This is a genomic window from Delftia sp. 60 (assembly GCF_002754395.1).
GTDB classification, from domain to species: domain Bacteria; phylum Pseudomonadota; class Gammaproteobacteria; order Burkholderiales; family Burkholderiaceae_C; genus Comamonas; species Comamonas acidovorans.
The window spans coordinates 3,282,094-3,304,700 of the sequence record NZ_PEFD01000001.1 but is presented as its reverse complement, the minus strand read 5'-3'; the positions used below and the strand labels follow the sequence as shown (position 1 = coordinate 3,304,700).

At 68.8% G+C, this 22,607-nt stretch carries 19 protein-coding genes; 10 read left to right on the top strand and 9 right to left on the bottom strand.

Going from position 1 to position 22,607, the window contains the following annotated elements:
* The first annotated feature begins 39 nt into the window (after nucleotides 1-39).
* Both CLV01_RS14985 and CLV01_RS14980 read left to right on the top strand, forming a co-directional pair.
* Nucleotides 40-1,008, top strand: coding sequence for a tagatose kinase (locus CLV01_RS14985; protein ID WP_099733948.1), 969 nt, complete (start codon nucleotides 40-42; stop codon nucleotides 1,006-1,008).
* 4 nt (nucleotides 1,009-1,012) lie between these two features.
* Nucleotides 1,013-2,389 carry a D-tagatose-bisphosphate aldolase, class II, non-catalytic subunit gene (locus CLV01_RS14980; RefSeq protein ID WP_099733949.1) on the top strand — a complete coding sequence of 459 codons (1,377 nt, stop codon included), beginning with the start codon at nucleotides 1,013-1,015 and terminating at the stop codon, nucleotides 2,387-2,389.
* A gap of 176 nt (nucleotides 2,390-2,565) precedes the next feature.
* Here the strand turns inward: CLV01_RS14980 and CLV01_RS14970 are convergent, their stop codons facing one another.
* The gene (locus CLV01_RS14970; RefSeq protein WP_065348011.1) at nucleotides 2,566-3,483 is read right to left on the bottom strand and encodes a LysR family transcriptional regulator; all 918 of its coding nucleotides are present in this window, start codon (nucleotides 3,481-3,483) and stop codon (nucleotides 2,566-2,568) included.
* 118 nt (nucleotides 3,484-3,601) lie between these two features.
* On the opposite strand from CLV01_RS14970, the gene CLV01_RS14965 reads away from it, so the two are divergent.
* Nucleotides 3,602-4,645: a bile acid:sodium symporter family protein gene (locus CLV01_RS14965; protein WP_012205015.1), complete on the top strand. Its 1,044-nt coding sequence runs from the start codon at nucleotides 3,602-3,604 to the stop codon at nucleotides 4,643-4,645.
* 59 nt (nucleotides 4,646-4,704) lie between these two features.
* On the opposite strand, the gene CLV01_RS14960 is transcribed toward CLV01_RS14965, so the two are convergent.
* From CLV01_RS14960 to CLV01_RS14940, 5 genes are all read right to left on the bottom strand, one after another.
* A complete protein-coding gene (locus CLV01_RS14960) occupies nucleotides 4,705-5,805 on the bottom strand; it encodes a DUF6817 domain-containing protein (RefSeq protein ID WP_099733951.1) in 1,101 nt (366 codons plus the stop codon).
* Entirely contained in the window at nucleotides 5,802-6,332 is a 531-nt protein-coding gene (locus CLV01_RS14955; protein WP_099733952.1) for a 1,2-dihydroxy-3-keto-5-methylthiopentene dioxygenase, read from the bottom strand. The genes CLV01_RS14960 and CLV01_RS14955 overlap by 4 nt, the downstream gene beginning before the upstream one ends.
* A 4-nt stretch (nucleotides 6,333-6,336) precedes the next feature.
* Entirely contained in the window at nucleotides 6,337-7,146 is an 810-nt protein-coding gene (locus tag CLV01_RS14950) for a MetQ/NlpA family ABC transporter substrate-binding protein (RefSeq protein WP_034368322.1), read from the bottom strand.
* A gap of 79 nt (nucleotides 7,147-7,225) precedes the next feature.
* Nucleotides 7,226-7,891, bottom strand: a complete 666-nt coding sequence (locus tag CLV01_RS14945; protein ID WP_012205011.1) for a methionine ABC transporter permease — start codon at nucleotides 7,889-7,891, stop codon at nucleotides 7,226-7,228.
* Nucleotides 7,892-7,894: 3 nt separating this feature from the next.
* The gene (locus tag CLV01_RS14940) at nucleotides 7,895-8,941 is read right to left on the bottom strand and encodes a methionine ABC transporter ATP-binding protein (RefSeq protein ID WP_012205010.1); all 1,047 of its coding nucleotides are present in this window, start codon (nucleotides 8,939-8,941) and stop codon (nucleotides 7,895-7,897) included.
* 433 nt (nucleotides 8,942-9,374) lie between these two features.
* On the opposite strand from CLV01_RS14940, the gene CLV01_RS14935 reads away from it, so the two are divergent.
* The 6 genes from CLV01_RS14935 (at nucleotide 9,375) to CLV01_RS14910 (ending at nucleotide 17,983) form a co-directional block, all read left to right on the top strand.
* Nucleotides 9,375-12,296, top strand: a complete 2,922-nt coding sequence (locus CLV01_RS14935; protein ID WP_099733953.1) for a xanthine dehydrogenase family protein molybdopterin-binding subunit — start codon at nucleotides 9,375-9,377, stop codon at nucleotides 12,294-12,296.
* Nucleotides 12,293-12,889 (top strand): (2Fe-2S)-binding protein, encoded by a 597-nt coding sequence (locus CLV01_RS14930; RefSeq protein WP_099733954.1) that lies wholly within the window; start codon nucleotides 12,293-12,295, stop codon nucleotides 12,887-12,889. Before CLV01_RS14935 ends, CLV01_RS14930 begins: the two co-directional genes overlap by 4 nt.
* 5 nt (nucleotides 12,890-12,894) lie before the next feature.
* The gene (locus CLV01_RS14925; RefSeq protein WP_099735142.1) at nucleotides 12,895-14,334 is read left to right on the top strand and encodes a c-type cytochrome; all 1,440 of its coding nucleotides are present in this window, start codon (nucleotides 12,895-12,897) and stop codon (nucleotides 14,332-14,334) included.
* Nucleotides 14,335-14,564: 230 nt separating this feature from the next.
* Entirely contained in the window at nucleotides 14,565-15,470 is a 906-nt protein-coding gene (locus tag CLV01_RS14920; protein ID WP_013802852.1) for an SDR family oxidoreductase, read from the top strand.
* Nucleotides 15,467-16,972 (top strand): acyl-CoA synthetase, encoded by a 1,506-nt coding sequence (locus CLV01_RS14915; protein ID WP_099733955.1) that lies wholly within the window; start codon nucleotides 15,467-15,469, stop codon nucleotides 16,970-16,972. Before CLV01_RS14920 ends, CLV01_RS14915 begins: the two co-directional genes overlap by 4 nt.
* Before the next feature lie 33 nt (nucleotides 16,973-17,005).
* Nucleotides 17,006-17,983, top strand: coding sequence for a Bug family tripartite tricarboxylate transporter substrate binding protein (locus CLV01_RS14910; RefSeq protein ID WP_012205004.1), 978 nt, complete (start codon nucleotides 17,006-17,008; stop codon nucleotides 17,981-17,983).
* A gap of 27 nt (nucleotides 17,984-18,010) precedes the next feature.
* Here the strand turns inward: CLV01_RS14910 and CLV01_RS14905 are convergent, their stop codons facing one another.
* The 3 genes from CLV01_RS14905 to CLV01_RS14895 form a co-directional block, all read right to left on the bottom strand.
* Nucleotides 18,011-18,925 carry a LysR family transcriptional regulator gene (locus CLV01_RS14905; RefSeq protein WP_016448094.1) on the bottom strand — a complete coding sequence of 305 codons (915 nt, stop codon included), beginning with the start codon at nucleotides 18,923-18,925 and terminating at the stop codon, nucleotides 18,011-18,013.
* A 163-nt stretch (nucleotides 18,926-19,088) separates the two neighbouring features.
* Nucleotides 19,089-20,093 carry a tripartite tricarboxylate transporter substrate binding protein BugE gene (locus tag CLV01_RS14900; protein ID WP_013802855.1) on the bottom strand — a complete coding sequence of 335 codons (1,005 nt, stop codon included), beginning with the start codon at nucleotides 20,091-20,093 and terminating at the stop codon, nucleotides 19,089-19,091.
* A 46-nt stretch (nucleotides 20,094-20,139) separates the two neighbouring features.
* The gene (locus CLV01_RS14895; protein WP_099733956.1) at nucleotides 20,140-21,099 is read right to left on the bottom strand and encodes an alpha/beta fold hydrolase; all 960 of its coding nucleotides are present in this window, start codon (nucleotides 21,097-21,099) and stop codon (nucleotides 20,140-20,142) included.
* A gap of 132 nt (nucleotides 21,100-21,231) precedes the next feature.
* Between CLV01_RS14895 and CLV01_RS14890 the strand changes: the two genes are divergently transcribed.
* On the top strand, nucleotides 21,232-22,167 hold the full coding sequence (locus CLV01_RS14890; protein WP_013802857.1) for a LysR family transcriptional regulator: 936 nt from the start codon (nucleotides 21,232-21,234) through the stop codon (nucleotides 22,165-22,167).
* The last annotated feature ends 440 nt before the right edge of the window (nucleotides 22,168-22,607 follow it).

Below are 22,607 nucleotides of genomic sequence, written 5' to 3'. Positions count from 1 at the left end.
GAACGGCGCACGGGGTTTGATTCCAAAGGGAGGGAGAGCATGCAATCCATCATGACCATGGGCGAGATCCTCGTCGAAATCATGGCCGAGCGAAAAGGCCAGAGCTTTCGCGCGCCGGGGCCGCTGGCCGGGCCCTATGCCAGCGGGGCGCCCGCCATCTTCATCGACCAGGTGGCCCGGCTGGGGCATCCGGCCGCCATCATCGGCTGCGTGGGCGATGATGATTTTGGCTGGCTCAACATCGACCGCCTGCGCCGCGACGGCGTGGACACCAGCGCCATCGCCGTGTGCAAGGGTGCCGTCACGGGCAGCGCCTTCGTCACCTACCGCGACAGCGGCGAGCGCGACTTCATCTTCAACATCACCAACAGCGCCTCGGCACAGCTGCAGCCCGAGCAGGTCAACCAGGCCGTGCTCAAGGACTGCGCGCACTTCCATGTCATGGGCTCGTCGCTGTTCTCGTTTCGCATCATCGATGCCATGAAGAAGGCCATCGAGATCGTCAAGGCCCAGGGGGGCACCGTGTCCTTCGATCCGAATGTGCGCAAGGAGATGCTGCGCATCCCCGAAATGCGCGAAGCCCTGGCCTACATCCTGGAGTTCACCGACATCTTCCTGCCCAGCGGCCACGAGGTCACCCAGCTGGCCCGCTCGGCCGACGAGGCCGGCGCCATCGCCGAGATCTTTGCGCGCGGCGTGCGCGAAATCGTGGTCAAGCGCGGCGCCGACGGCTGCAGCTACTTCAGTGCCGACGAGCGCATCGACCTCGACGCCCTCACCGTGGACGTGGTCGATCCCACGGGCGCGGGCGACTGCTTCGGCGCCACCTTCATCGCCTGCCGGCGCCTGGGCAAGACCGCGCTGCAATCGCTGCGCTACGCCAATGCGGCCGGCGCGCTGGCCGTCTCCAGCAAGGGGCCGATGGAGGGGGCATCCGGCTTTGCCGGGCTCGACGCGCTGCTGGCACAACAGCCGCAGCACCTGCGGCATGCGGTGATGGAGGGCTGAAGCCATGCCGGCCCATCTCACCCACTTCACCCGCCTGGCGCAGTCACGCTCCATGCAAACGCCAGCAGCCGCAGGCGATGCGCACGGAATAGGCAGCGCACTCGGCATCTACTCAATCTGCTCGGCCCATCCCCTGGTCATCGAGGCCGCCATGCACCAGGCGCTGGACGACGGCACGCCGCTGCTGGTGGAGGCCACCGCCAACCAGGTCAACCAGTTCGGCGGCTACACCGGCATGCAGCCCGCCGACTTCCGCCGCTTCGTGCTGGCCATCGCCCACCGCGTCGGCCTGCCGCCAGACCGCGTGCTGCTGGGCGGCGACCACCTGGGCCCCACGGCGTGGACCCATCTTCCAGCCGCCGAGGCCATGGATCTGGCGCAGGACCTGGTGCACGCCTATGCGGCAGCCGGCTTCGTGAAGCTGCACCTGGACGCCAGCATGGCCTGCGCAGACGACCCCCAGGCGCTGGACGACGAAACCGTGGCCCGCCGCGCTGCCCTGCTCTGCCAGGCGGCCGAGCGCGGCAGCACCTGCCCGGCGCCCGGTCCCGTCTACGTGATCGGCACCGAAGTGCCCGTGCCCGGCGGCGCCGCGCATGCGCTGGAGCATGTGCAAGTCACTGCCCGCGCCGACGCCCAGCGCACGCTGCAGGTGCACCGTGAAGTCTTCGCGCAACAGGGGCTGGACCCTGTCTGGCAGCGCATCATTGCCATGGTGGTCCAGCCCGGCGTGGAGTTCGATCACACACGCGTGGTGGACTACGCGCCCGGTGAAGCGGCCGACCTCAAGCAGTTGCTGCGCCAGCACCCGCAACTGGTCTTCGAGGCCCACTCCACCGACTACCAGCGGCCCGAGGCCCTGCGCCAGCTGGTGCAGGACGGCTTTGCCATCCTCAAGGTCGGCCCCGGCGCCACCTTTGCGCTGCGCGAGGTGCTGTTCGCGCTGGCCTCCATCGAAGAGCAGCTCATCGACGCGCACCAGCGCTCCCACCTGCCCGCCGTGCTGGAGTCCGCCATGCTGGGCCGCCCCGCCAGCTGGGAACGCTACTACCGCGGCGAGCAGCCCGATCCCGGCGCCCAAAGGCTGCTGCGCATCTACAGCTACAGCGACCGCATCCGCTACTACTGGGCCGACCCCACGGTGAACGCCGCCGTGGCGCGGCTGCTGGACAACCTGTCCGCCTGCACCCTGCCCGAGAACATGCTCAGCCAGTTCCTCCCCGCCCAATACCAGGCCGTGCGCGCCGGGCGGCTTGCGCCCTCGCCCCACGCGCTGGTGCTGGACCGCGTGCGCGAGGCGATCAGGCCGTATGCGGCGGCTTGTGGGGGCTGCCCTGACAATCCAACTCGGGGTGGTTGCCATGCACAAACTCACACTTGATCTGGATGACGTCTCGTACGGCTTGTTGGAGCAGGCAGCCAAGGCCCAGGGCATGTCAAAGAGCCGCTGGATGGCCCTGGCCATTCAGGACCACTTCAGGGGAGAGTGGCCTCAGGACTGTCTGGAACTGGCGGGCCGTTTCGCTGACTTTCCGCTACGCAATGAGCCGGCGCAGCTCACAGCTGCCCCGCCTCCCCCCTGATCAAATCCCACACGCTTTGCGCCACGGGCGACAGCTCGCGCTGGCGGCGGCGCACCAGCATGATGTCGCGCTGCACGCGCGGCAGCAGGGGGCGGCTGGCGAGGGCGTCGGGGGTGGTGGCGCCACTCGCGGGAGCTCGCCATTCCTGCGGCACGGCCAGTTCCGGCACCACGCTCAGGCCGAGGCCCGCCTGGAGCATGCAGAAGATGGTGGTGGTGTGGCCGACTTCCTGGACCACGGCGGCCTCGGCGTCGTGGGCCTGCAGCGCGGCGTCGATCAGGCGGCGGCTGCCCGAGGCGTGGTCCAGCAGCACCAGCGGCTGGCCGGCCAGGTCGCTCCAGGCCACCTGGCGCTTGCGGGCCAGCCTGTGCGTGGCCGGGCAGACCAGGCAAAAGGGCTCGCTGAGTATGGTTTCGCAGTACAGGTCGTCGCGGCCCTGCGGGTCGATGACCACGCCGAAGTCCACCTCGCCGCTGCGCACGCTTTGCAGCACGTCGCTCTGGATGCGGTCCAGCAGCAGCAGCTCGATGCCCGGCGCCTGCTCGCGGCAGCGCGCAATGCAGCGTGGCATCAGATGCGCCGACAGCGTGGGGCTGCTGGCTACGCGCACCTTGCCCAGGCGCTGGGTGGCCAGGCCGCTGACTTCGAGCAGGCATTCATCCAGCGCGTCCAGCACGCGCGTGGCATGGCCCTGCAGCAGGCGGCCGGCGTCGGTCAGCTCCACCTCGCGCGTGGTGCGGTGCAAAAGCTGCACGCCCAGGGCCTGTTCCAGCTCGGTGACATTGCGGCTGACGGCGGGCTGGGTGAGCGCCATCAGCTCGCCCGCGCGGCTGAAGTTGCGGCTTTCCGCCACGGCCAGGAAGGCGCGCAGCTGGCGCAGGCTGATATTCATACGGAAAAATTATAAAACCATCAGATAAATCCATTTCTCTTTTCAATGGCCGTGGCGTCCAATCGGGGCCTTGCAGCCTGGCTGCACGAACCGATAGTTAGTTGGAGAGAGTTTTCCCATGGCACGCCCCCGCTTCGCCCCTGACAATTTCACGCTGATGCTGCTGTCCACCGTGGCACTGGCCAGCTTCCTGCCCGCCTCGGGCGCCGTCTCGCAATGGCTGGAGGTGGCGACCACGCTCATGGTCAGCCTGCTGTTCTTCCTGCACGGCGCCAAGCTCTCGCGCGAGGCCATCTTTGCCGGCATAGGCCACTGGCGCCTGCACCTGACCATCTTCGCGGCCACCTTCGTGCTCTTTCCTCTGCTGGGCTGGGCGCTGCGCCCCGTGCTGGAGCCGCTGGTCACGCCCGAGATGTACATGGGCGTGCTCTTCCTGTGCACGCTGCCGGCCACGGTGCAGTCGGCCATCGCCTTCACGGCCATGGCGCGCGGCAACATGCCCGCCGCCGTGTGCAGCGCATCGGCCTCCACGCTGATGGGCATCGTGATCACGCCCATCCTGGTCAGCATGCTGCTGCACAAGAGCGCCGAAGGGGGCGACGCGCTGCAGGCCATCGGCAAGATCGCGCTGCAGCTGCTGCTGCCCTTTGTGCTGGGCCATCTGCTGCGGCCCGTGATCGGCGGCTTCATCTCGCGCCATGCCAAGCGCGTGAAGTTCGTGGACCAGGGCTCCATCCTGCTGGTGGTGTACACGGCCTTCAGCGCCGCCGTCATCAGCGGCCTGTGGCAGCAGACGCCCCTGCCTGCGCTGCTGGGCCTGCTGCTGCTGTCGTCCATCCTGCTGGCCCTGGTGCTGGTCATCACGTCGTGGACGGCGCGCCGCCTGGGCTTTTCCAAGGAGGACGAGATCACCCTGGTGTTCTGCGGTTCCAAGAAGAGCCTGGTCAGCGGCGTGCCCATGGCCAAGGTGCTGTTCGAGTCCAGCGCCGTGGGCGCCATCGTGCTGCCGCTGATGGTCTTCCACCAGCTGCAGCTCATGGTCTGCGCCGTGCTGGCCCAGCGCTATGCACGCCGCCCCATGCATCCCGAGGCGATCGAGGATGGCGCCGTGCCCGCCAGCGCTGCGCCGGCCGCCAAGGCCGAAACGGCGCCGGCCAAATAAGGCGCGGGCGCGCTCCCATCACAAAAAAGCCTGGCTCTCGCGCCAGGCTTTTTTGCATCTCAGCCCTTCAGGGCCAGGTTGTTGAGCTTGTCCAGGCGCTCGGGCCAGCTTCCCTGCTGCGCCGACTGCAGCAGGATGCGCGTCCAGGCGATCCAGGCGTCCCACTGCACGCGCTTGTCCCAGGCATTGCCCCAGCCGCTGAAGCACTGCAGCGCACTGGTGGCTGCGCGCGCGGCGTCGTCGGCGCGGCCGGCAGACAGGTAGAGCTGGGCCAGCACCATCTGCGGCTCGCCCACCCAGGGGTTCAGGCGCACGGCGCTTTCCAGCACGGCCGTGGCGGCGTCCAGGTCCACCAGCGGCTGGTCCAGCTGGATCACCGACCAGTACAGCGACACGGCAGCGGCCTCGTCGCCGGGCGAAAGCTGCCGGCTGCAATGGTCGAACACCGGCGGCAGCGGCAGCTGGGCGCGCAGCGCCGGGTGCTGCAGCGCACGGCCCAGGTCGCTGATCTGGCTGAGCATGCGGCTGGCAGGCCGCATGGGACCGGGCCACAGCGAGGCCGCCCAGTGCACGCCCTGCTGCCGCTGGTTCTGCACCTGCGGAAACTGCGAATAGATGTCTTCCTGCCAGCTGAACCACTGCTCCATGGCATCGGCCATGCTCACGATGGTGAAGGCCGCCACTTCATAGGCACTCAGGCGCTGGCTACGGCCGGCGGATTCCAGCGCCATGGAGCCGTCTTCGGCCAGGTCGCCGGCCAGGATCTTCTGCATGAACTGCGTGCGGCTCATGGTGCAAAACAGGTAGACCAGGTGCTCGGCGCCCTCGCCCACCAGCTCGCGCAGGCGGCCGCGCTCGCTGCCCGCGTCGAACTTGACCAGGTCCACGAAGGCGTTGCCGTAGACGCTGTGCAGCAGGCCCAGCAGGCGCACGTCGCGCGGCTGGCGCCACAGCGCCAGCGAACGGGCCACGCCCGCCAGGTGGTGGCGGAAGGTGCCGGCCTTGTGCCAGTCCTGGCCCACGCCGCGCGCCAGCACCACGGGCAGCACGGGGGCGAGGTCGGCATCCTTGGCCAGCCATTCCTCGTCCAGCAGGTCCTGGGCGCGCGTGAACAGTGCCTCGTCAAGTGTCTGGAACAGTGTCGGGACAGGCAGGCTCATGCAGGTACCTCCATGGCAGCGGCGGGCCGCTGGGTATATTGCGCCACCCAGCCCGCCGTGTCGGCGAACAGACGCAGCGCCTTGATACGCCGCGTGGCGGTCAGCGTGAAGCGGTGCTCCACGCCCGCCGGTATGCGCAGGTAGTCGCCGGGCTGCACGCGCAGCACGCGCTCTTCGCCGCCGGCATCGAAGAAGCCGAACAGGCCTTCGCCTTCGAGGATGTAGCGCACCTCGTCATCGGCATGGGTGTGGGGCTTGTCGAAGCGCTCCAGCGCCTCGTCCAGGCCCGGCGTGCCCGGGTGCAGCACAACCAGGTCCATGCTGTGGTAGCCATGGGCCACGCATTCGTCGACCACCAGCATGCCCACGGCCTGGACCACGGTGGCCTTGCCGCCGTCGTCCAGCTGGGCCTGCGCCAGCAGCGCGGCCAGGCCGGGCTCGGGCGTCAGCGGGCGGCGCTGCCATTGCACGCCGATGGCGGCCACGAAGTCCGCGTCGGAAACCCGGTGGGATGCGAGGGTGCCCATGCTCTTACCAGGCCGCCGTGTAGGCGCCCTTGAACTGCGTGTCGATGAACTGGCGCACCTCGGGCGATTGGTAGGCCTTGACGAAGGCCTGCAGGCCCGCGTCCTTCTCATGGCCGGCGCGCGTGGCGATCAACACGGTCACATAGGGCGTGTCCGTGGCTTCCAGCGCCAGCGAATCCTTTTGCGGCGACAGGCCTGCGGCCACGGCATAGCTGCTGTTGACGGCGGCGGCGTCCAGATCGTCCAGCGAGCGCGCCAGCTGGGCGGCCTCCAGCTCGACGAACCTCAGCTTCTTCGGATTGGCCGTGATGTCCAGCACCGAGGCACGGGCGCCCGCGCCGGTCTTCAGTTCGATCAGCTTTTGCGCGGCCAGCACCATCAGCGCGCGCGAGCCATTGGTGGGGTCGTTGGGGATGCCCACGCGCGCACCGCTCTTGAGGTCGGCCAGGCTTTTGATCTTTTTGGAGTACACGCCCATCTGCTGGTTGACCGCACGGGCCACGGGCACGAGCTTGTAGCCGCGGTCCTTGTTCTGGGCGTCCATGAAGGGCTGGTGCTGGTAGATGTTGGCATCCAGCTCGCCCTGGGACAGGGCAGCGTTGGGCTGGATGAAGTCGCCGAACTCGACCAGCTTCACCTTGAGGCCGTTCTTCTCGGCCACCTTCCTGGCCACCTCGGCGATCTGGGCATGCGGGCCCGAGGTCACGCCGATGGTGACCGAGCCGTCGGCCGCATGAGCCGGCAGTGCGACCAGCCCGGCAAGGGGCAGGACGGCGGCCAGGGCCAGCGATTGAAGCAATGCGCGCTTTTTCATGGAATCCCTCTTTCAGACAATCTCGCGGCAGCTTGCCGCCCCGGCCGCGCCAGCCGCACCGGCCGCCGGGGTGTGTGGATCAGCGGTGGCTGAGCCTGCGCACCGCCCAGTCGCCCAGGCTCTGGATGGCCTGCACGAAGAAGATCAGGATGATGACCACGGCCAGCATCACATCGGGCAAAAAGCGCTGGTAGCCGTAGCGGATGCCCAGGTCGCCCAGGCCGCCGCCGCCGATGGCGCCGGCCATGGCCGAGTAGCCGGTCAGGCTCACGAAGCTGATGGTCAGGCCCGCCACGATGCCGGGCAGCGCCTCGGGCAGCAGGATCTTCCAGACGATCTGGCCCGTGGTGGCGCCCATGGACTGGGCCGCTTCCACCAGGCCGTTGTCCACCTCGCGCAGCGCGGTCTCCACCAGGCGCGCCACGAAGGGCGCTGCCGCAATGGTCAGCGGCACCACGGCCGCCCAGGTGCCGATGGACGAGCCCGTGATCAGACGCGTCAGCGGGATGATGGCCACCAGCAGGATGATGAAGGGCGTGGAGCGCAGCGCATTGACGATCCAGCCCACGATCTTGTTGGCCGGGCCGTTCTGCAGCACGCCGCCGTGGTCGGTCAGGCGCAGGAACACACCCAGGGGAATGCCGATCAGGCCACCCACCAGGCCCGAGACGCCGACCATGATGATGGTCTCCCACAGCGAGCTGACGAACAGCTCCAGCATCATTTCCGAAAAATTCTCAAACATCGCTCAATCCCTGGTGGAAACGATCTGCACCTGCACGCCGGTGGCGCGCAGATGGTCCACGGCTGCATCGATCTTTGCCGCGTCGCCGCTGGCGAAGACGGCCAGCGAGCCGAAGGTCTGCTCCTGGATCTCGTCGATCTGGCCATGCAGGATGGACAGGTCCAGCCCCAGCTCGCGGATCAGGTGCGACAGGATGGGCTGGTAGGCGCTCTCGCCCGCATACGACAGGCGCAGCAGCCGGCCTTGCTGGCCGGGCGCCAGCTGGGCGGCCAGCGCGTTCACGCGCACGGCCACCGACTCGGGCAGTTGCTGGGGCACGATCTCGTCGATCAGGCTGCGCGTGATGGCCTGCTGCGGGCGCGTGAACACGTCGATCACGGGGCCCAGCTCGGCGATCTCGCCGCCGTCGATCACGGCCACGCGGTCGGCGATCTGCTTGATCACCTGCATCTGGTGCGTGATCAGCACCACGGTCAGGCCCAGCTCGCGGTTGACCTTGCGCAGCAGGTCCAGGATGGAACGCGTGGTCTCGGGGTCCAGGGCCGATGTGGCTTCGTCCGACAGCAGCACCTTGGGGTGGCTGGCCAGCGCGCGCGCAATGCCCACGCGCTGCTTTTGCCCGCCCGAGATCTGCGCCGGATAGCGGTCGCGCAGCGCGCTCAGGCCCACCAGGTCCAGCAGCGGGTCCACGCGCTTCTTGATGTCGTCGGCCGACATGCCCGCCATCTCCAGCGGCAGCGCGGCGTTGTCGAACACCGTGCGCGAGGACAGCAGGTTGAAATGCTGGAACACCATGCCGATGTCGCGGCGCGCCGTGCGCAGCTCGGCATCGCTCAGCTGCATCAGGTCACGGCCGCCCACCAGCACCTGGCCCGAGGTCGGGCGGTTGAGCAGGTTCAGGCAGCGCACCAGCGAGCTTTTGCCCGCACCGCTGCGGCCGATGATGCCGAACACCTCGCCCGACTCGATCTGCAGGTTGATGCCCCGCAAGGCATGGACGGGCCCGGTGGGGCCCTTGTAGGTCAGGGAAAGATCCCGAATCTCGATCATGAAAAAACGCCGCGGCGCAGGACGGCCTGGGGACGCCGCTGCGCATTGTTGGGAAGTGGGAGCAAATATAGGTTGCGCGTATAAAAACGCAAACTATAAAAAAATAAAGTAATAAGAAGCTCCGGTTATGCCCGGGACTTCACTACTTTCTGCACAACCCTCAACTATGCCTGAATGTGGACACGCCCTGGCCCTGCCGGGCTATGCGCGGCGCCACGGAGCACTGCGGCAAGGCCCTTCTTGCGCCGGCGTCTGATTGACAGTGCGGCCGGCACGCTGCCGTCGCGGCCTGGCGGCCCTGGCCCGCTCCTGCTTTTGACGATGGCAAGCACCCGCCGCTGCCGCCGCGCTGACGCCAGAAGCAGCCTTTGCTGACAGGCCGCGCGGCATGCGCCCTCCTACAGTGGGCTCAACCCCACAGGAGAAGAGCGCCATGCGCCCAGAACAACACTCCGGCGCCGGCAGCCAGGCCGGCACGGCTCCCTTGTCGCGGCGCGGCTTTCTGCAGGCCGCCAGCATCGCAGGCGTCAGCGTCTGGGTGGCGCCGCTGGCCAGCCAGGCCTATGCAGCCCTCTTTGAAGACCGCGTCCTGGGCAGCGTGGCCCGCGAGCCGGCCACCCAGCTGCCGCGCATGCGGCTCGATGGCCGCTCCAAGGTCATGGGCGCCAAGGTCTTCGCCCGCGATATCCGCGCACGCGACATGCCGCACTGGCCCCAGCAGCAATCCCATGCCTTCATCGTGCGCACCACGCTGGCCGACCGGCTGTTCGATGGAATGGACCTGTCTTCCCTGGACGGCGAACTGGCGCCCGACCGCGTGGTAACGGCCGAGGACCTGGCGCGCGATGGCCTGGCCTTTCCCGAGTTCTATGGCGAAGACATGCTGCTGCCCGCAGGCAAGACCCCCGCCTACCTGGGCCAGGCCGTGGCCATCCTCATCTACCACGACTTCGCGCGCTTTCGCTTTGCCAAGGAAAGGCTGCAGGCCACGGCCGGCGTCATCCGCTACGGCCGCATCACGGGCGCGCTGGACCGTCCGCCCTGGGGCGTGTTCCGCTATGTGCGCCAGGGCGGTGCCACGGCCTTTGACGACGACGTGTTCTCCAGCCTGCGCGATGCCCCGCTGTTCCCCGCCGAACGCAAGCCGCTGGTCTGGCCGCAGATCTCCAAGGCCGACGCGGTCACGGCGCGCGGCCTGCGCGCGGCCGAGCAAATCGCCCAGGAGCTGGCCACGCCGCCTGCCGACTGGCTGGTGCTGCAGCGCCACTACGCCACGCAATCGGTGGACACGGCCGCGCTGGAGCCCGACAACGCCAACTGCTGGTATGACGCGGCCACGCAAAGCCTGCACATGGTGCTGGCCACGCAATCGCCGCACGAGGTGGCCGAATGGGCAGCGCAGATGGTGCAGGCCAGCAGGTTCCCGCTCAAGAACCTTTTCGTGCACCCGTGCTACACGGTGGGCTACGGCTCCAAGGACCACGCGCCCATGCCCTACTACGGCCTGGTCTGCGCGCTGTATGCGGACGGCAAGCCCGTGCGCCTGGCCAATGACCGGTTCGAGCAGTTCCAGTCCTCGCTCAAGCGCCATGCCTTCGAGATCGACTACACCATGGCCATCGACAGGAAGACCGGCCTCTTCCAGAGCCTGGTGGCCAACATGACGGCCAATGGCGGCGGCCGGGCCAACTTCTCGCCCTCGGTGGCCATGGTCGGCGGCACGGCGGCGCAGTCCATCTACTACTTTCCCAAGAACGACATCACCGCCGTGGCCCTGGCCAGCCGCGCGCTGGACGCGGGCTCGGCACGCGGCTACGGCACGCTGCAGAGCATGGCGGCCACCGAGATGATGGTGGACGAAATCGCCGAACTGCTGCAGATCGACCCCATCGAGCTGCGGCTGCGCAACGTGCTGACCTCGGGTGCCAAGAACACCCAGGGCGCCATTGCCGCCGGTGCCCTGCGCGCCGACGAGGTGCTGGAGCGCGCCCGCCGCCATCCGCTGTGGACCGAGCGCGCCAAGCGCAAGACCGCCTACGAGGCCAGCCACCCGGGCCAGCGCTACGGCGTGGGCTTTGCCTGCGTGCAAAAGGACTTCGGCACGGGCGGCGAGGCGGCCTTCGCCCGCATCGAGATATCGCCCCAGGGCCGCGTGCTGCTGCACCACTCGGGCACCGAGATCGGCACGGGCATGGGCACCTCGCAGGCCCAGCTGTGCGTGCAATGGTTCGGCAAGCCCGCCGACGAGCTGCAGACCGCCTGCCTGGACTGGCCGGAGCTGCCGCTCAAGGCCGAGGGCGACAACTACACCATGCCCCAGGCCGACCAGGACCGCTTCGCCGCCCGGCCGCTGTGGACGCCGGTCTACGCCTCGCCGGCCAGCGCCAGCAACTCGGCCTACTACTACAGCCACGCCACCAGCGAGACGGCGCGCGTGGTCTTCGAGCACGGCCTGTGGCCGGCCGCCGTCGCCATCTGGAGCCAGGGCACGGGCGGCGGCCAGAAGGCGCCCTACATGGTGCGCCGCGAGGACGCTCGCTGGGTCAACGGCATGCTCACGGCCAACGGCATGCAGCCGCTGTCACTGCAGGCGCTGGCCCAGAAGGCCCATGCCATGCAGCTGGTCACGGGTGCCGTGGGCCATACCTTCAACCGCTGGCAATGGGCCGAGGCCGACTTCGACATCCTGGGCACCAGCGCGCGCCGGCCGCTGGACGCGCTGGCCGTGCGCCTGGGCAGCGCGCCCGATGCCGGCGCCGTCACGCCGGCCCCTGACACCACCGACACGCCGCAGGCGGCCACGCCCGTCGAGGCCTCTGTCACCGCGCGGCGCAGTGCCGCCGGCTACCGCATGATTGCGCGGCGCAATCTGTTCTATCCGCCCATGCAGCGCAACAACGCGGGCGTCACCTACTACAGCGCCAATGCGGCCCTGGTCGAGCTGGCGGTGGACACGGGCACGGGCGCGGTCGAGCTGCTGGCCCACCACTCCATCATGGAGTGCGGGCGGCCCATCGTGCCCGAGCTGGTGCACGGCCAGCTCGAAGGCGGCATCGCCATGGGCATAGGCCATGCGCTGTACGAAACCATGCCGCTGTACGAGGGCGGCCCCGGCGACGGCAACTGGAACTTCCACCGCTACCACCTGCCGCGCGGCAGCGAGGTGGCGGTCTGGAAGCAGACCGCCGAGCTGCTGGCACCGCTGTCGGACACCGATCCGCCCAAGGGCATTGCCGAGGTGGTGATGATTCCCATCGTCGCCGCCATCGTCAACGGACTGCACCACGCCATAGGCAAGCGCTTCCACGACCTGCCCGTGACCCCGCAAAAGATCAGGGAGGCACTCGCACCATGAGCCTTGTCCCGCTCCCCTTGTCGCTGACCGTCAACGGCCAGACCGTCGGCCCCATGGACGTGCCCGAAGGCATGCCCATGATCGACTTCCTGCACGAATACCTGAACCTCACCGGCTCGCGCCTGGGCTGCGGCATCGGCGAATGCCGGGCCTGCACCGTCATCGTGGACGGGCCCGAGGGCAGCCGCGAAATGCGCACCTGCATCACCGGCGCCCACTACTTCCAGGGCCGCAAGGTCCGCACCATCGAAGGCATTGCCGACCCGGCCGGCGCGGACACCGCGCCCCCATCAGCCCCGGGCGCCTCGGGCGCCTCGGGCCAGCCGCGCAAGGTCATCGCCATCAGCCCCGTGCAGCAGAAGTACCTGGAGCATTTCAGCTTCCAGTGCGGCTACTGCACGCCGGGCTTCGTCATCGCGGCCACGGTGCTGGTCGAGCGCCTGGCCAAGGCGCCCATCCGCGCGGCCGATGTGGAACAGGTCGTGGGCGAGGCGCTGCAGCCCCACCTGTGCCGCTGCACCGGCTATGTGCGCTACTACGCGGCCGTGAAGGACCTGGTCCTGAACACGCCCGGGCTGACCTTGAAAGGATGAGCGCCATGTCCGCCGCCGACCCCAGCGCAGCCGCCCCCGCCGCCGCGCCACCCGCAGACTACAGCGGTGCCCGCCCCCCGCCACCGCGCAGGCACAGGCGCCGCTGGCGCGGGCTGCTGCTCATCCTCCTGCTGCTGGCCGTGCTGTTTGCCATTGCCGCCGTCTGGGGCAACCGGCCCCATGTGCCCCAGCGCGAGCCGCAGGCCGTGCACCGCAGCCCCCAGCAGCTGGCCCAGGGCCTGTACCTGGCGCGCGCCGCCGACTGCATGGCCTGCCATGACGGGGTGGGTGGCATGGGTGGCGCCCGGGAAGGCCAGCCCTTTGCGGGCGGCAAGCCCCTGCCCACGCCCTTCGGCACCCTCTACGGCACCAACATCACCCCCGACCCGGACCACGGCATAGGCCGCTGGACGGCCGAGGAATTCCACGCCGCCGTCACCCGCGGCACGGCGCCGGGCGGGCGCCAGCTCTACCCGGCCATGCCCTATGCCTCCTACCACCTGATGAGCCGCGAAGACTCGGACCTGATCTACGGCTACCTGATGAACATCCGGCCCGTGGCCCAGCCCAACACCAAGCCCGCCCTGCCCTTCCCCTTCAACCTGCGCGTGCTGATGTTCGGCTGGAAGACGCTGTTCCTGTCCAGCGCGCCCCTGCCCGTGGGCTCGCAGGGCCAGAGCCCGGCCTGGCTGCGCGGGCAGTACCTGGGCAATGTCATGGGCCACTGCGCCGAATGCCACACGCCGCGCGGCATGTTCGGCCAGATGCAGAAGGACCGCTGGCTGCAGGGCGGCACGCTGTCGCTGTTCACGGCCCCCGGCATCACCGCCGAAGCCCTGGCCGCACGCGGCTGGACGCGCGAGGGCATGGCCCAGTTCCTGCAGACGGGCTTCTCGGCCCACGGCAGCGCCTTCGATGAAATGCACGAGGTCATCGCCAACAGCACCCGGTACCTCACGGCCGAGGACATGACGGCGCTGTCCACCTTCCTGCTGGGCGATAACCCGCCCGCGCCCCAGCCCCTGCCGGCCGCCGCGCCCCCGGATTCCGGCACCGGCAACAGCGGGGGCAACGGCGCGGGCACGCTGGACGCGGGCCGGGGCCACTACATGGCGCTGTGCGCCAGCTGCCACGGCAGCGAGGGCCTGGGCCGCAGCCTCACCATGCCCCCGCTCAAGGGCAACAGCACCGTGCGCCAGGCCGACGCCCGCAACCTGGTGCTGGCCATCCTCGTCGGCCTGCCCAAGCACCCGGCCACCCAGCAGGGCCCCACGCCCCTGCCCGGCATGCCCGGCTTCATGCAGGAGCTGACCGATGGCGAAGTCGCCGCCCTGGCCAACTACACCCGCACGGCCCTGGGCGGCCAGCCTGCCGATGTGACCGCCGCCCAGGTGGCCGACCTGCGCAGCGCAGCGGGCAAGGCGGGGCACAGGGCTGCGCCCTGAACCCCCGGGCGGTTCTGCAGACCCCACCCCGTATGCCCCCGCCTGCGCCTTGCAGCTTGCGGCGGTTGCGGGGTTGCAGTCCTGCCGAAGGGCAGGACTGTTTCGTCAACTGGCTGTGATCACAGCCCGAAACCCCGCCCATTGTTTCCACCACGGAACCAACCGCGTTCCACCACCCTCCTTTGCCAGCCGCCCCTGTCTCCCTAGAGTGAAAGCAAAAGGAGACAAGCATGTTCGAAGCCAATCTATTCCAGGGCCAGCGCGTCCTGATCACCGGGGGCGGCACGGGGCTGGGCCTGGCCATGGCGGCCAAGCTGGCGGAACTGGGCGCCGAGCTGCACCTGTGCGGCCGGCGGCGCTCCGTGGTGCAGCAGGCCTGCGAGATGCTGAACAACGACACGGGCGCGCAGGCTTTTGCGCATGAACTCGACATTCGCCAGCCCGAGGCCGTGCACACCGTCATCGACCGCATCTGGGCCGAACACGGCCCGCTGACGAGCCTGGTCAACAACGCGGCCGGCAACTTCGTCAGCCGCACCGAGGACCTGAGCATCAACGGCTTCCATGCCATCTCGGACATCGTCTTCCGAGGCACCTTCTACGTCACCCAGGCCGTGGGCCGCCGCTGGATCGCCGAAGGGCTGCCGGGCTCGGTGCTGTCCATCGTCGTCACCTGGGTGGACACGGGTTCGCCCTTCGTCGTGCCCTCGGCCATGTCCAAGGCCGGGCTGGACGCCATGACCAAATCGCTGGCCGTGGAATGGGGTCCCAAGCGCATACGGTTCAACGCGATTGCGCCGGGCGTGATTCCCACCCAGGGCGCCAGCCAGCGCCTGCGCCCCAGGATCGACGGCAACGAGGACTCGGCCGACCGCCGCCGCCTGGACAACCCCACGCGCCGCCTGGGCACGGGCGAGGACATCGGCAACATGGCCGCCTTCATCCTGGCCCCGGGCAACACCTGGCTCAACGGCCAGACCATCACGCTGGACGGCGGCGACGCCCTGGCCAACGGCGCCTACTTCACCGAATACCAGGCCTGGGACGATGCCGACTGGGCGCGCGCCCGGCAGATGGCCAAGGCCGCCAACCAGCCCAACGTCAACGATGGGGAGCAGGAGGCCACGCCCACATGAGCGCCGCCGCCACGCCCCATTCCACCCTGGTCTTCGAACAGCGCACGCTGACCGGCGCCGCCCAGCAGCAGCGCGGCCGCCAGCTGGCCCAGGGCCTGCGCAGCCTGGGCCTGGCCGAAGGCGACGTGCTGGCCGTCTTCCTGCGCAACGGCATCGAATACGCCGACGTGGTCCATGCCTGCCGCATTGCGGGCATCTACTACTGCCCCGTCAACTGGCATTTCACGGCCACGGAGATCGACTACATCCTGGCCGACAGCGGCGCCCGCGCCCTCATCACCAGCCAGGACCTGCTCGACGGCCTCAAGGGCGAACTCTATGCGGACCTGCCCCGGCGCGTCGCCCACGCACGCGAGCCGGAGCAGGACTACGAAACCTGGCTGGCCGCCCAGGCCCCCTACGACGGGCCGCTGGTCGCGCCGCGCGGCCACATGGCCTATACATCGGGCACCACGGGCCGCCCCAAGGGCGTGCTGCGCAAGGCGTTTCCCGTGGAAGAACTGCCCCGGCGCCTGGCCGTGAACCAGGCGCTGATCGCCACCGCCTACGGCCTGCAGCCCGGCGCGCGCACCCTGCTGACCGCGCCCATCTACCACAGCGCGCCCAGCCTGTACTTCCAGAACGCGCTCATGCTCAGCGAGCTGGTGGTGCTGGAGCAGCGCTTCGACCCCGAGCGCTTCCTGCAGCTGGTGCAGGAGCACCGCATCGACACGGCCTACATGGTGCCCATCATGTACGTGCGCCTGCTCCGGCTGCCGCGCGAAGTGCGCGAGCGCTACGACATCTCCTCGCTGCGCTTCATCGCCTCCACCGGCTCGCCCTGCGCGCCCGAGGTCAAGAAGGCCATGATCGAGTGGATGGGGCCCATCATCAACGAGACCTATGCCTCCAGCGAGTCGGGCCTGGTCACCTTCATCGGCTCGGCCGACGCCCTCACCCACCCGGGCAGCGCGGGCCTGCCGCTGCAGGATGCCGAGGTCCGCATCCTCGACAGGCAGGGCCAGGCCCTGCCCACGGGCGAGGTCGGCCTGATCTACGTGCGCCAGCCCGCCTATGCCGACTTCACCTACAAGGGCAACGAAGAGGCCCGCCGCAAGATGGACCAGGGCGGCCTGATCACCCTGGGCGACATGGGCTACCTGGACGAAGAAGGCTTTCTCTACGTCTGCGACCGCGACTCGGACATGGTGATCTCCGGCGGCGTGAACATCTACCCGGCCGAGATAGAGAACGAGCTGCTCAGGCACCCCGGCATAGCAGACTGCGCCGTCATCGGCGTGCCCGATGCCGAGTACGGCGAACGGCTGCTGGCCCTGGTCGAGCCCGGCCAGTCAGGCACACTGCCCGAGGCGGAACTGAAAGAATGGCTGCGCGGCCGGCTGGCGGCCTACAAGCTGCCGCGCAGCTTCGTCTTCCAGCGCCTGCCCCGCGACGACAACGGAAAGATCGCCAAAAGAAAGCTGCGCGACGCCCACTGGGGCGCGACGCAGCGCAAGATCTGAACCCGCCAACACCGAAAGAGAAGGAGACAACGCATGAACAAGGCCATTGCATTGCTGCTTGCCGCTGCGGCCACCGCAGCCGCAGCCCCCGGGTTCGCCCAGTCCGACTACCCCAGCAAGCCTATCAAGCTCATCGCCCCGTATGCGCCGGGCGGCTCGGTCGATGTGCTGGCCCGCACCCTGGCCACGCACCTGTCCACGGAGCTCAAGCAGTCCGTGGTCGTGGAGAACCGGCCGGGCGCCAACACCATGATTGCCGCCTCGGCCGTGGCGCGCTCGCCGGCCGACGGCTACACCCTGCTGCTGGCCAGCAATGCCAGCATGGTGCTCAACCCCCTGCTCTACAAAAAGCTGAGCTACAACCCCGACCGGGAACTGAAGCTCACCAACATCCTGGCCGAGGCCCCGCTGGTGCTGGTCACCAACAGCCAGACCGGCATCAAAAACGTGGCCGACCTCAAGGCCTACTCCAAGGCCCACGCGGGCAAGCTCAACTACAGCTCGGTCGGCCTGGGCAACCCGCTGCAGCTGACCACCGAGCTGATCAAGTCCCGCCTGGACGTGGCCGCCACCCACATTCCCTTCAACGGCAGCGCGCCGGCCCTCACCGCCCTCATGGCCAACGACACCCAGCTCATGGTGGACGTGGCCGGCACCTCCCTGCCCCACATCAAGGCCGGCAAGCTGGTGGCCATTGCCACCACCGGGCCGGAGCGCTCGCAGTTCCTGCCGCAGACGCCCACCATTGCAGAATCGGGCGTGCCGGGCTTCAGGGCCTCCACCTGGTTCGGCATTGCCGTGCCCGCAGGCACGCCAGCCGACGCGCGCAACACCCTGCAGGCCGCCGTCAACAAGGTCATGCTCAACCCCGAGTTCGCCAGCGCCCTGGGCAACCAGACCCTGGCCGCCAGGAAGCCCCAGACCCAGGCCCAGCTCGACGACTTCCTGGCCGCTGACGGCCAGATGTGGCGCAAGGTGATCGCGGACAACGCGATTGCGCTGGAGAACTGAAGACCGAAAAGGTGATGAACTAAGGACCTAAGGGCCGGACACCTCGGCCTGCTCCACGAAGCGCAGCAGGCTGGCCCTGAGGAACTCGGTCATCACCTTGACGGCATGCGAGGGCCGCCGGTCCTCGGCCGTGATGATGTACAGCCGGTCGCCCAGGCCGGACACCGTCCAGTCCGGGCACACGCGCTGCACGGCGCCCGATCGCAGCTCGTCCATCACCATGTAGTTGGGCAAGGTGGCCACGCCGCTGCCCCGGAGCATGGACTGCTTGAGGAAGGGGAAATGCTCGCTGGTGATGCAGGGCTCGCACTTGAGCGCAATCTCCTGCTGCCCCTTTTTCACCGAGACGGCATAGGTCTTGCCATCGCCGGGCGGCGTCAGCAGCACGCCGTGGGGAATCTCGGCGGGGTCATGGAACGGCCGCGCCTTGGCATAGGCGCTGCTGGCATACAGGCCAAAGCCCACCGGCCCCAGGTCGCGCGCCACCAGGTGCTCCTGCACGTCGCGCGCCACGCGCACGGCCACATCCACCTGGGCGCTCATGGGATCGCTCACCCGGTTGGAGAACAGCACGCGGATGCGCACCTGCGGGTGCCGCTTCTGGAAGGCCAGCAGCATGTCGGCCAGGTACAGCTCGCCCAGGCCCGTGGGAATGCTCAGCCGCACCGAGCCCGTCACCACATGCTGCAGCGCGTCGATGGCGCCCTGCGCCGCCTCCACCTCCTGAATGATGCTGCGCCCATGCTCGTACAGCACCTCGCCCGCCGCCGTCAGCAAAAAGCTGCGCGTCGTGCGGTGCAGCAGGGTCACGCCCAGCGCCGTCTCCAGCGCCTTGAGCTCCTTGCTCACCTTGGAGCGCGTGATGTCGCGCTTGCGCGCCGCAGCGCTGAGGCTGCGCGCGTCCACGATCTCTACGAAATTGCGGATGAGGTTGATGTCCATGGCTTGAGAGCGGCAGGTCAGGCGGTCCGCCTTGTTCGCGGCCTTGTTCGCGGCCGCAGGCAACGCGCCCGGACCGCCACCCCCGGACTATGGCACCGTCACGACACTTGGCCCCGCCACCCGTGGGCGCCGGGACACAGGGCTTTCCCCGGTGCCCGCCACATCAGTCCAGGCTGATCTGCGACGAAGCGGCCACCTGCTTCCAGGTCGTCACATCCTTGAGGATCACCGCGCCGAACTGCTCCGGCGTATTGGCCACCACTGTGCCGCCCAGCTCCGCCAGGCGCTGGCGCAGTTGCGGATCGGCCAGGGCCTGCACGCTGGCCTTGTGCAGCTTGTCGCGGATGTCCTTGGGCAGGCCCTTGGGCGCCAGCAGGCCGTTCCAGGCCTGCACGGCGTAGCCGGGCACGCCGGACTCGGCAAAGGTCGGCACATCGGGCAGCTCGCTGCTGCGCTGGGCCGTGGCCACGGCCAGCGGGCGGATCTTGCCGGACTTGATGTGCGGCAGCGAGGCCGGCAGCGGCTCCCACAGCATGGACACCTGGCCGCCGATCAGATCGGTGAAGGCCGGGCCCGCGCCACGGTAGGGCACATGCATGATCTGCACGCCCGCCTTGGCCTTGAACAGCTCCATGGCCAGATGACCCAGACCGCCCGCGCCCGAGGACGCATACGACAGATGCCCCGGCTGCGCCTTGGCCAGCGCGATCAGCTCCTTCAGATTGGCCGCCTTGACCGAGGGATGCACGCTGAGCACGCCCGGCACCGTGATCACCTGGGTGATGGGCGTGAAGTCCTTCACCGCGTCATACGGCAGCTTGGTGTAGACGGCCGGATTCGTGCCGTGCGTGCTGGACGTGGCGCCCAGCAGCGTATAGCCGTCCGGCTTGGCATCGGCCACGAAGCGTGTGCCCAGCGAGCCACCGGCACCGGCCTTGTTCTCCACGATCACCGAGGCGCCCAGCACCTTGCCCAGCTGCTGCGCGAACAGGCGGTTCACCACATCGGCCGTGCCGCCCGGCGGGAAGGGCACGATCAGGCGGATGGGCTCGGCCGTGGGCCAGCCTGCATCGGCTGCCAGGGCCGACTGCGCGGGCGCCAGCGCGCCCAGGGCCAGGGCCGCCGTGGTTGCAGACAGGCTGCGGATCATGAAATTGCGGCGTTGCATGAGATTTTTCTCCTCGTTGAAATTCTTCGGGACCAGCACTCTCCAGTCACCGGCCCAGGCGCTCCAGCCAGGCCAGCACCTGGCCCAGCACCTCGTCGCCATTGGTGTCCAGCATGCAGAAATGCGAATTGCCGGTGATGCCAGCGGCCGGTAGGTCCAGCACCTCGGCACGGCCGCCCAGGCGGCGCAGCAGCTGCCAATACACATCGGTCTGCGCGCGGTACTTCTGCCACTGCGGGCTGTGCGCGAAATGGTCGCCCCACACCGCCAGGTGCGGGATGGCCGATGCAGGCGCGAAGGCATCCGCCCCCTCCTGCCCCTGTTGCTCCTGTTGCACCACCGGCATGCCCGTAGGCTCCACGCCCACCACGGCGCGCACCAGGTGCGGCTTGCGGCTGGCCGCATGCGCGGCAAAGCCACCGCCCTGGCTGTGGCCCATCACCACGCAGGGGCCGAACTGCTCCAGCAGCGCGTCATAGGCCGCCATGGCCATGGCCTCGTGCCCCAGCCAGCGCGGCACCATCTGCCGCACCAGGGCGTCAAAATTCTCATGTGGAAACCGCTGGCCAACGAAGGGCTCGCCCACACCGTCGCCTGAAGGCGCCGCATGGCCTATGCGAAACAGCGTCCACGCCTCCTCGGCACTGCGGAACACGGGCGCCTCGGCATAGATCTCGGGGAACATCGCCCAGCCCGCGCGGCCGCGCTCCACGGCATCGCAGACCACCACGTCATGGCCGGCCTCCAGCAGGCGCCACAGCCAGCCCTGGCGCCCATCGGGCGTGGACTCCCACTGCGCACCCGTCATGCCGCCGCCGTGCCACAGCAGCACCGGCAGGGGGCTGCGCGGACGCGCCAGCCGGTACTCCATGGCGTACATCTGGCCCACGGCATAGCTGCCATTCATGTCCAGCGGCCGCTCGCCGCCATTGCGCACCACTTCCCTGTGCTGGATCGGCAGATCCCGCACCGTGCGCTGCGCACCGCCAATGAAATGGCTTTGCATCTTCCTGAGGCAAACTTCAGGCATAACAGGGCTTCTCTCGCATGCCGCCATGCTAGGCATGCCCCGCCTTGGTGCTGTGCCGATTGCGGCGGCGCTGTGCCGGATCAGCACAGCCCTGCACCCACCCTACCCATGCACGAACTCAACCTCAAACTGCTGCAGGACCTGCAGGCCCTGGCCGACACCGGCAGCCTCTACAAGGCCGCCGAGCGCCGCCACATCACCCACCCTGCCTTTGGCCGCCGCATCCGCGCGCTGGAGGAATGGGCGGGCACGCCCCTGGTCGAGCGCGGCCACCAGTCGACCACGCTCACGGCCGCCGGCAAGACGCTGCTGGCCTCGGCCCATGAAGTGCTGGGCATCCTGGAGCAGACCCACGGCCTGCTGCAGCGCCCCCACCGCACGCGCGATGAAACCATCACCATCGCGGCCGGCCGCACGCTGTCGCACACCGTCCTGCCGGGCATCATCACCGCCCTCAACCAGGCCATGCCCCAGCTGTGCTGGAAAGTGGTCACCACCAGCCTGGACTACGGCGTGGAAATGCTGCTGCAAGGCAAGGTGGACCTGCTCATGTGCCACGCCCAGCCCGCCATCGAAGGCAGCCTGCAGGGCCACCACCTGGCCTGGCTGCCCGTGGGCCAGGACACGCTGATCCCCGTCAGCATCCCTCTGGTCCCGCAGTTGCCCAAGTACGCCCTGCCCGCCCACGGCGGCGGCCCGCTGGTGCCCTACCTGGACTACGCGCAAAGCATGTCCCTGGGCAAGATCCTGCGCAGCCACCTGCACGAACTGTGCGACACCACTCGCCTGCGCACCGTCTACGAGGCCGACCTCGCCGACTCCCTGCACGCCATGGTCCACCAGGGCCTGGGCCTGGCCTGGCTGCCGCTCACCCTGGTCAAGACCGACCTGACCGAAGGCCGCCTGGCCCGCGCGGCCGGGCCCGACAAGGACGTGCCCATCAACGTACGGCTCTACCGGCGGCCTGCGGCGCAGAGCAAGCCGCTCACGCGCAGGGTGTGGGCGGGGTTGGAGAATCTTTATGGGAGGAGTCAGAAGTCGTGAGGCGGGCGGGTCAGTTTGTGTGACTTGGCGGCTGCGGCCTTGCGTTGTTGACCGTCTGTAAATTTGAGCGCCGCGCGCTCTTCTTGCCCCTGCCGGGCGGTTTCTTTTAGAGGCCGGGTCTCGGCCCGGCAGCCGACTGCCCTTTCTTGATTCGCCAAGAAAGGTCAGATCAAAGAAGGCGACCCGGATGTCCGCGACCCCTTCGCTTCGCTGCGGGGCAACCTGCGTCGTGGCGGCTGCGGGGTTCGCCGTGAAACTCGTTGCGCGCTGCGCGCTTCACTCAAACATCACGGCGAGTCAGATGACGAAGCAAGCCTGTCCTTCGGCAGGCTTGCAACCCCGCAACCGCCACGACGCAGGCGCGGACATACGGGAGGGGGAAGAGACAGCAGGCGCAGGCAGCAGGCGCGCCCAGGACTTTCCCCTTGGCCCCGCCGCAG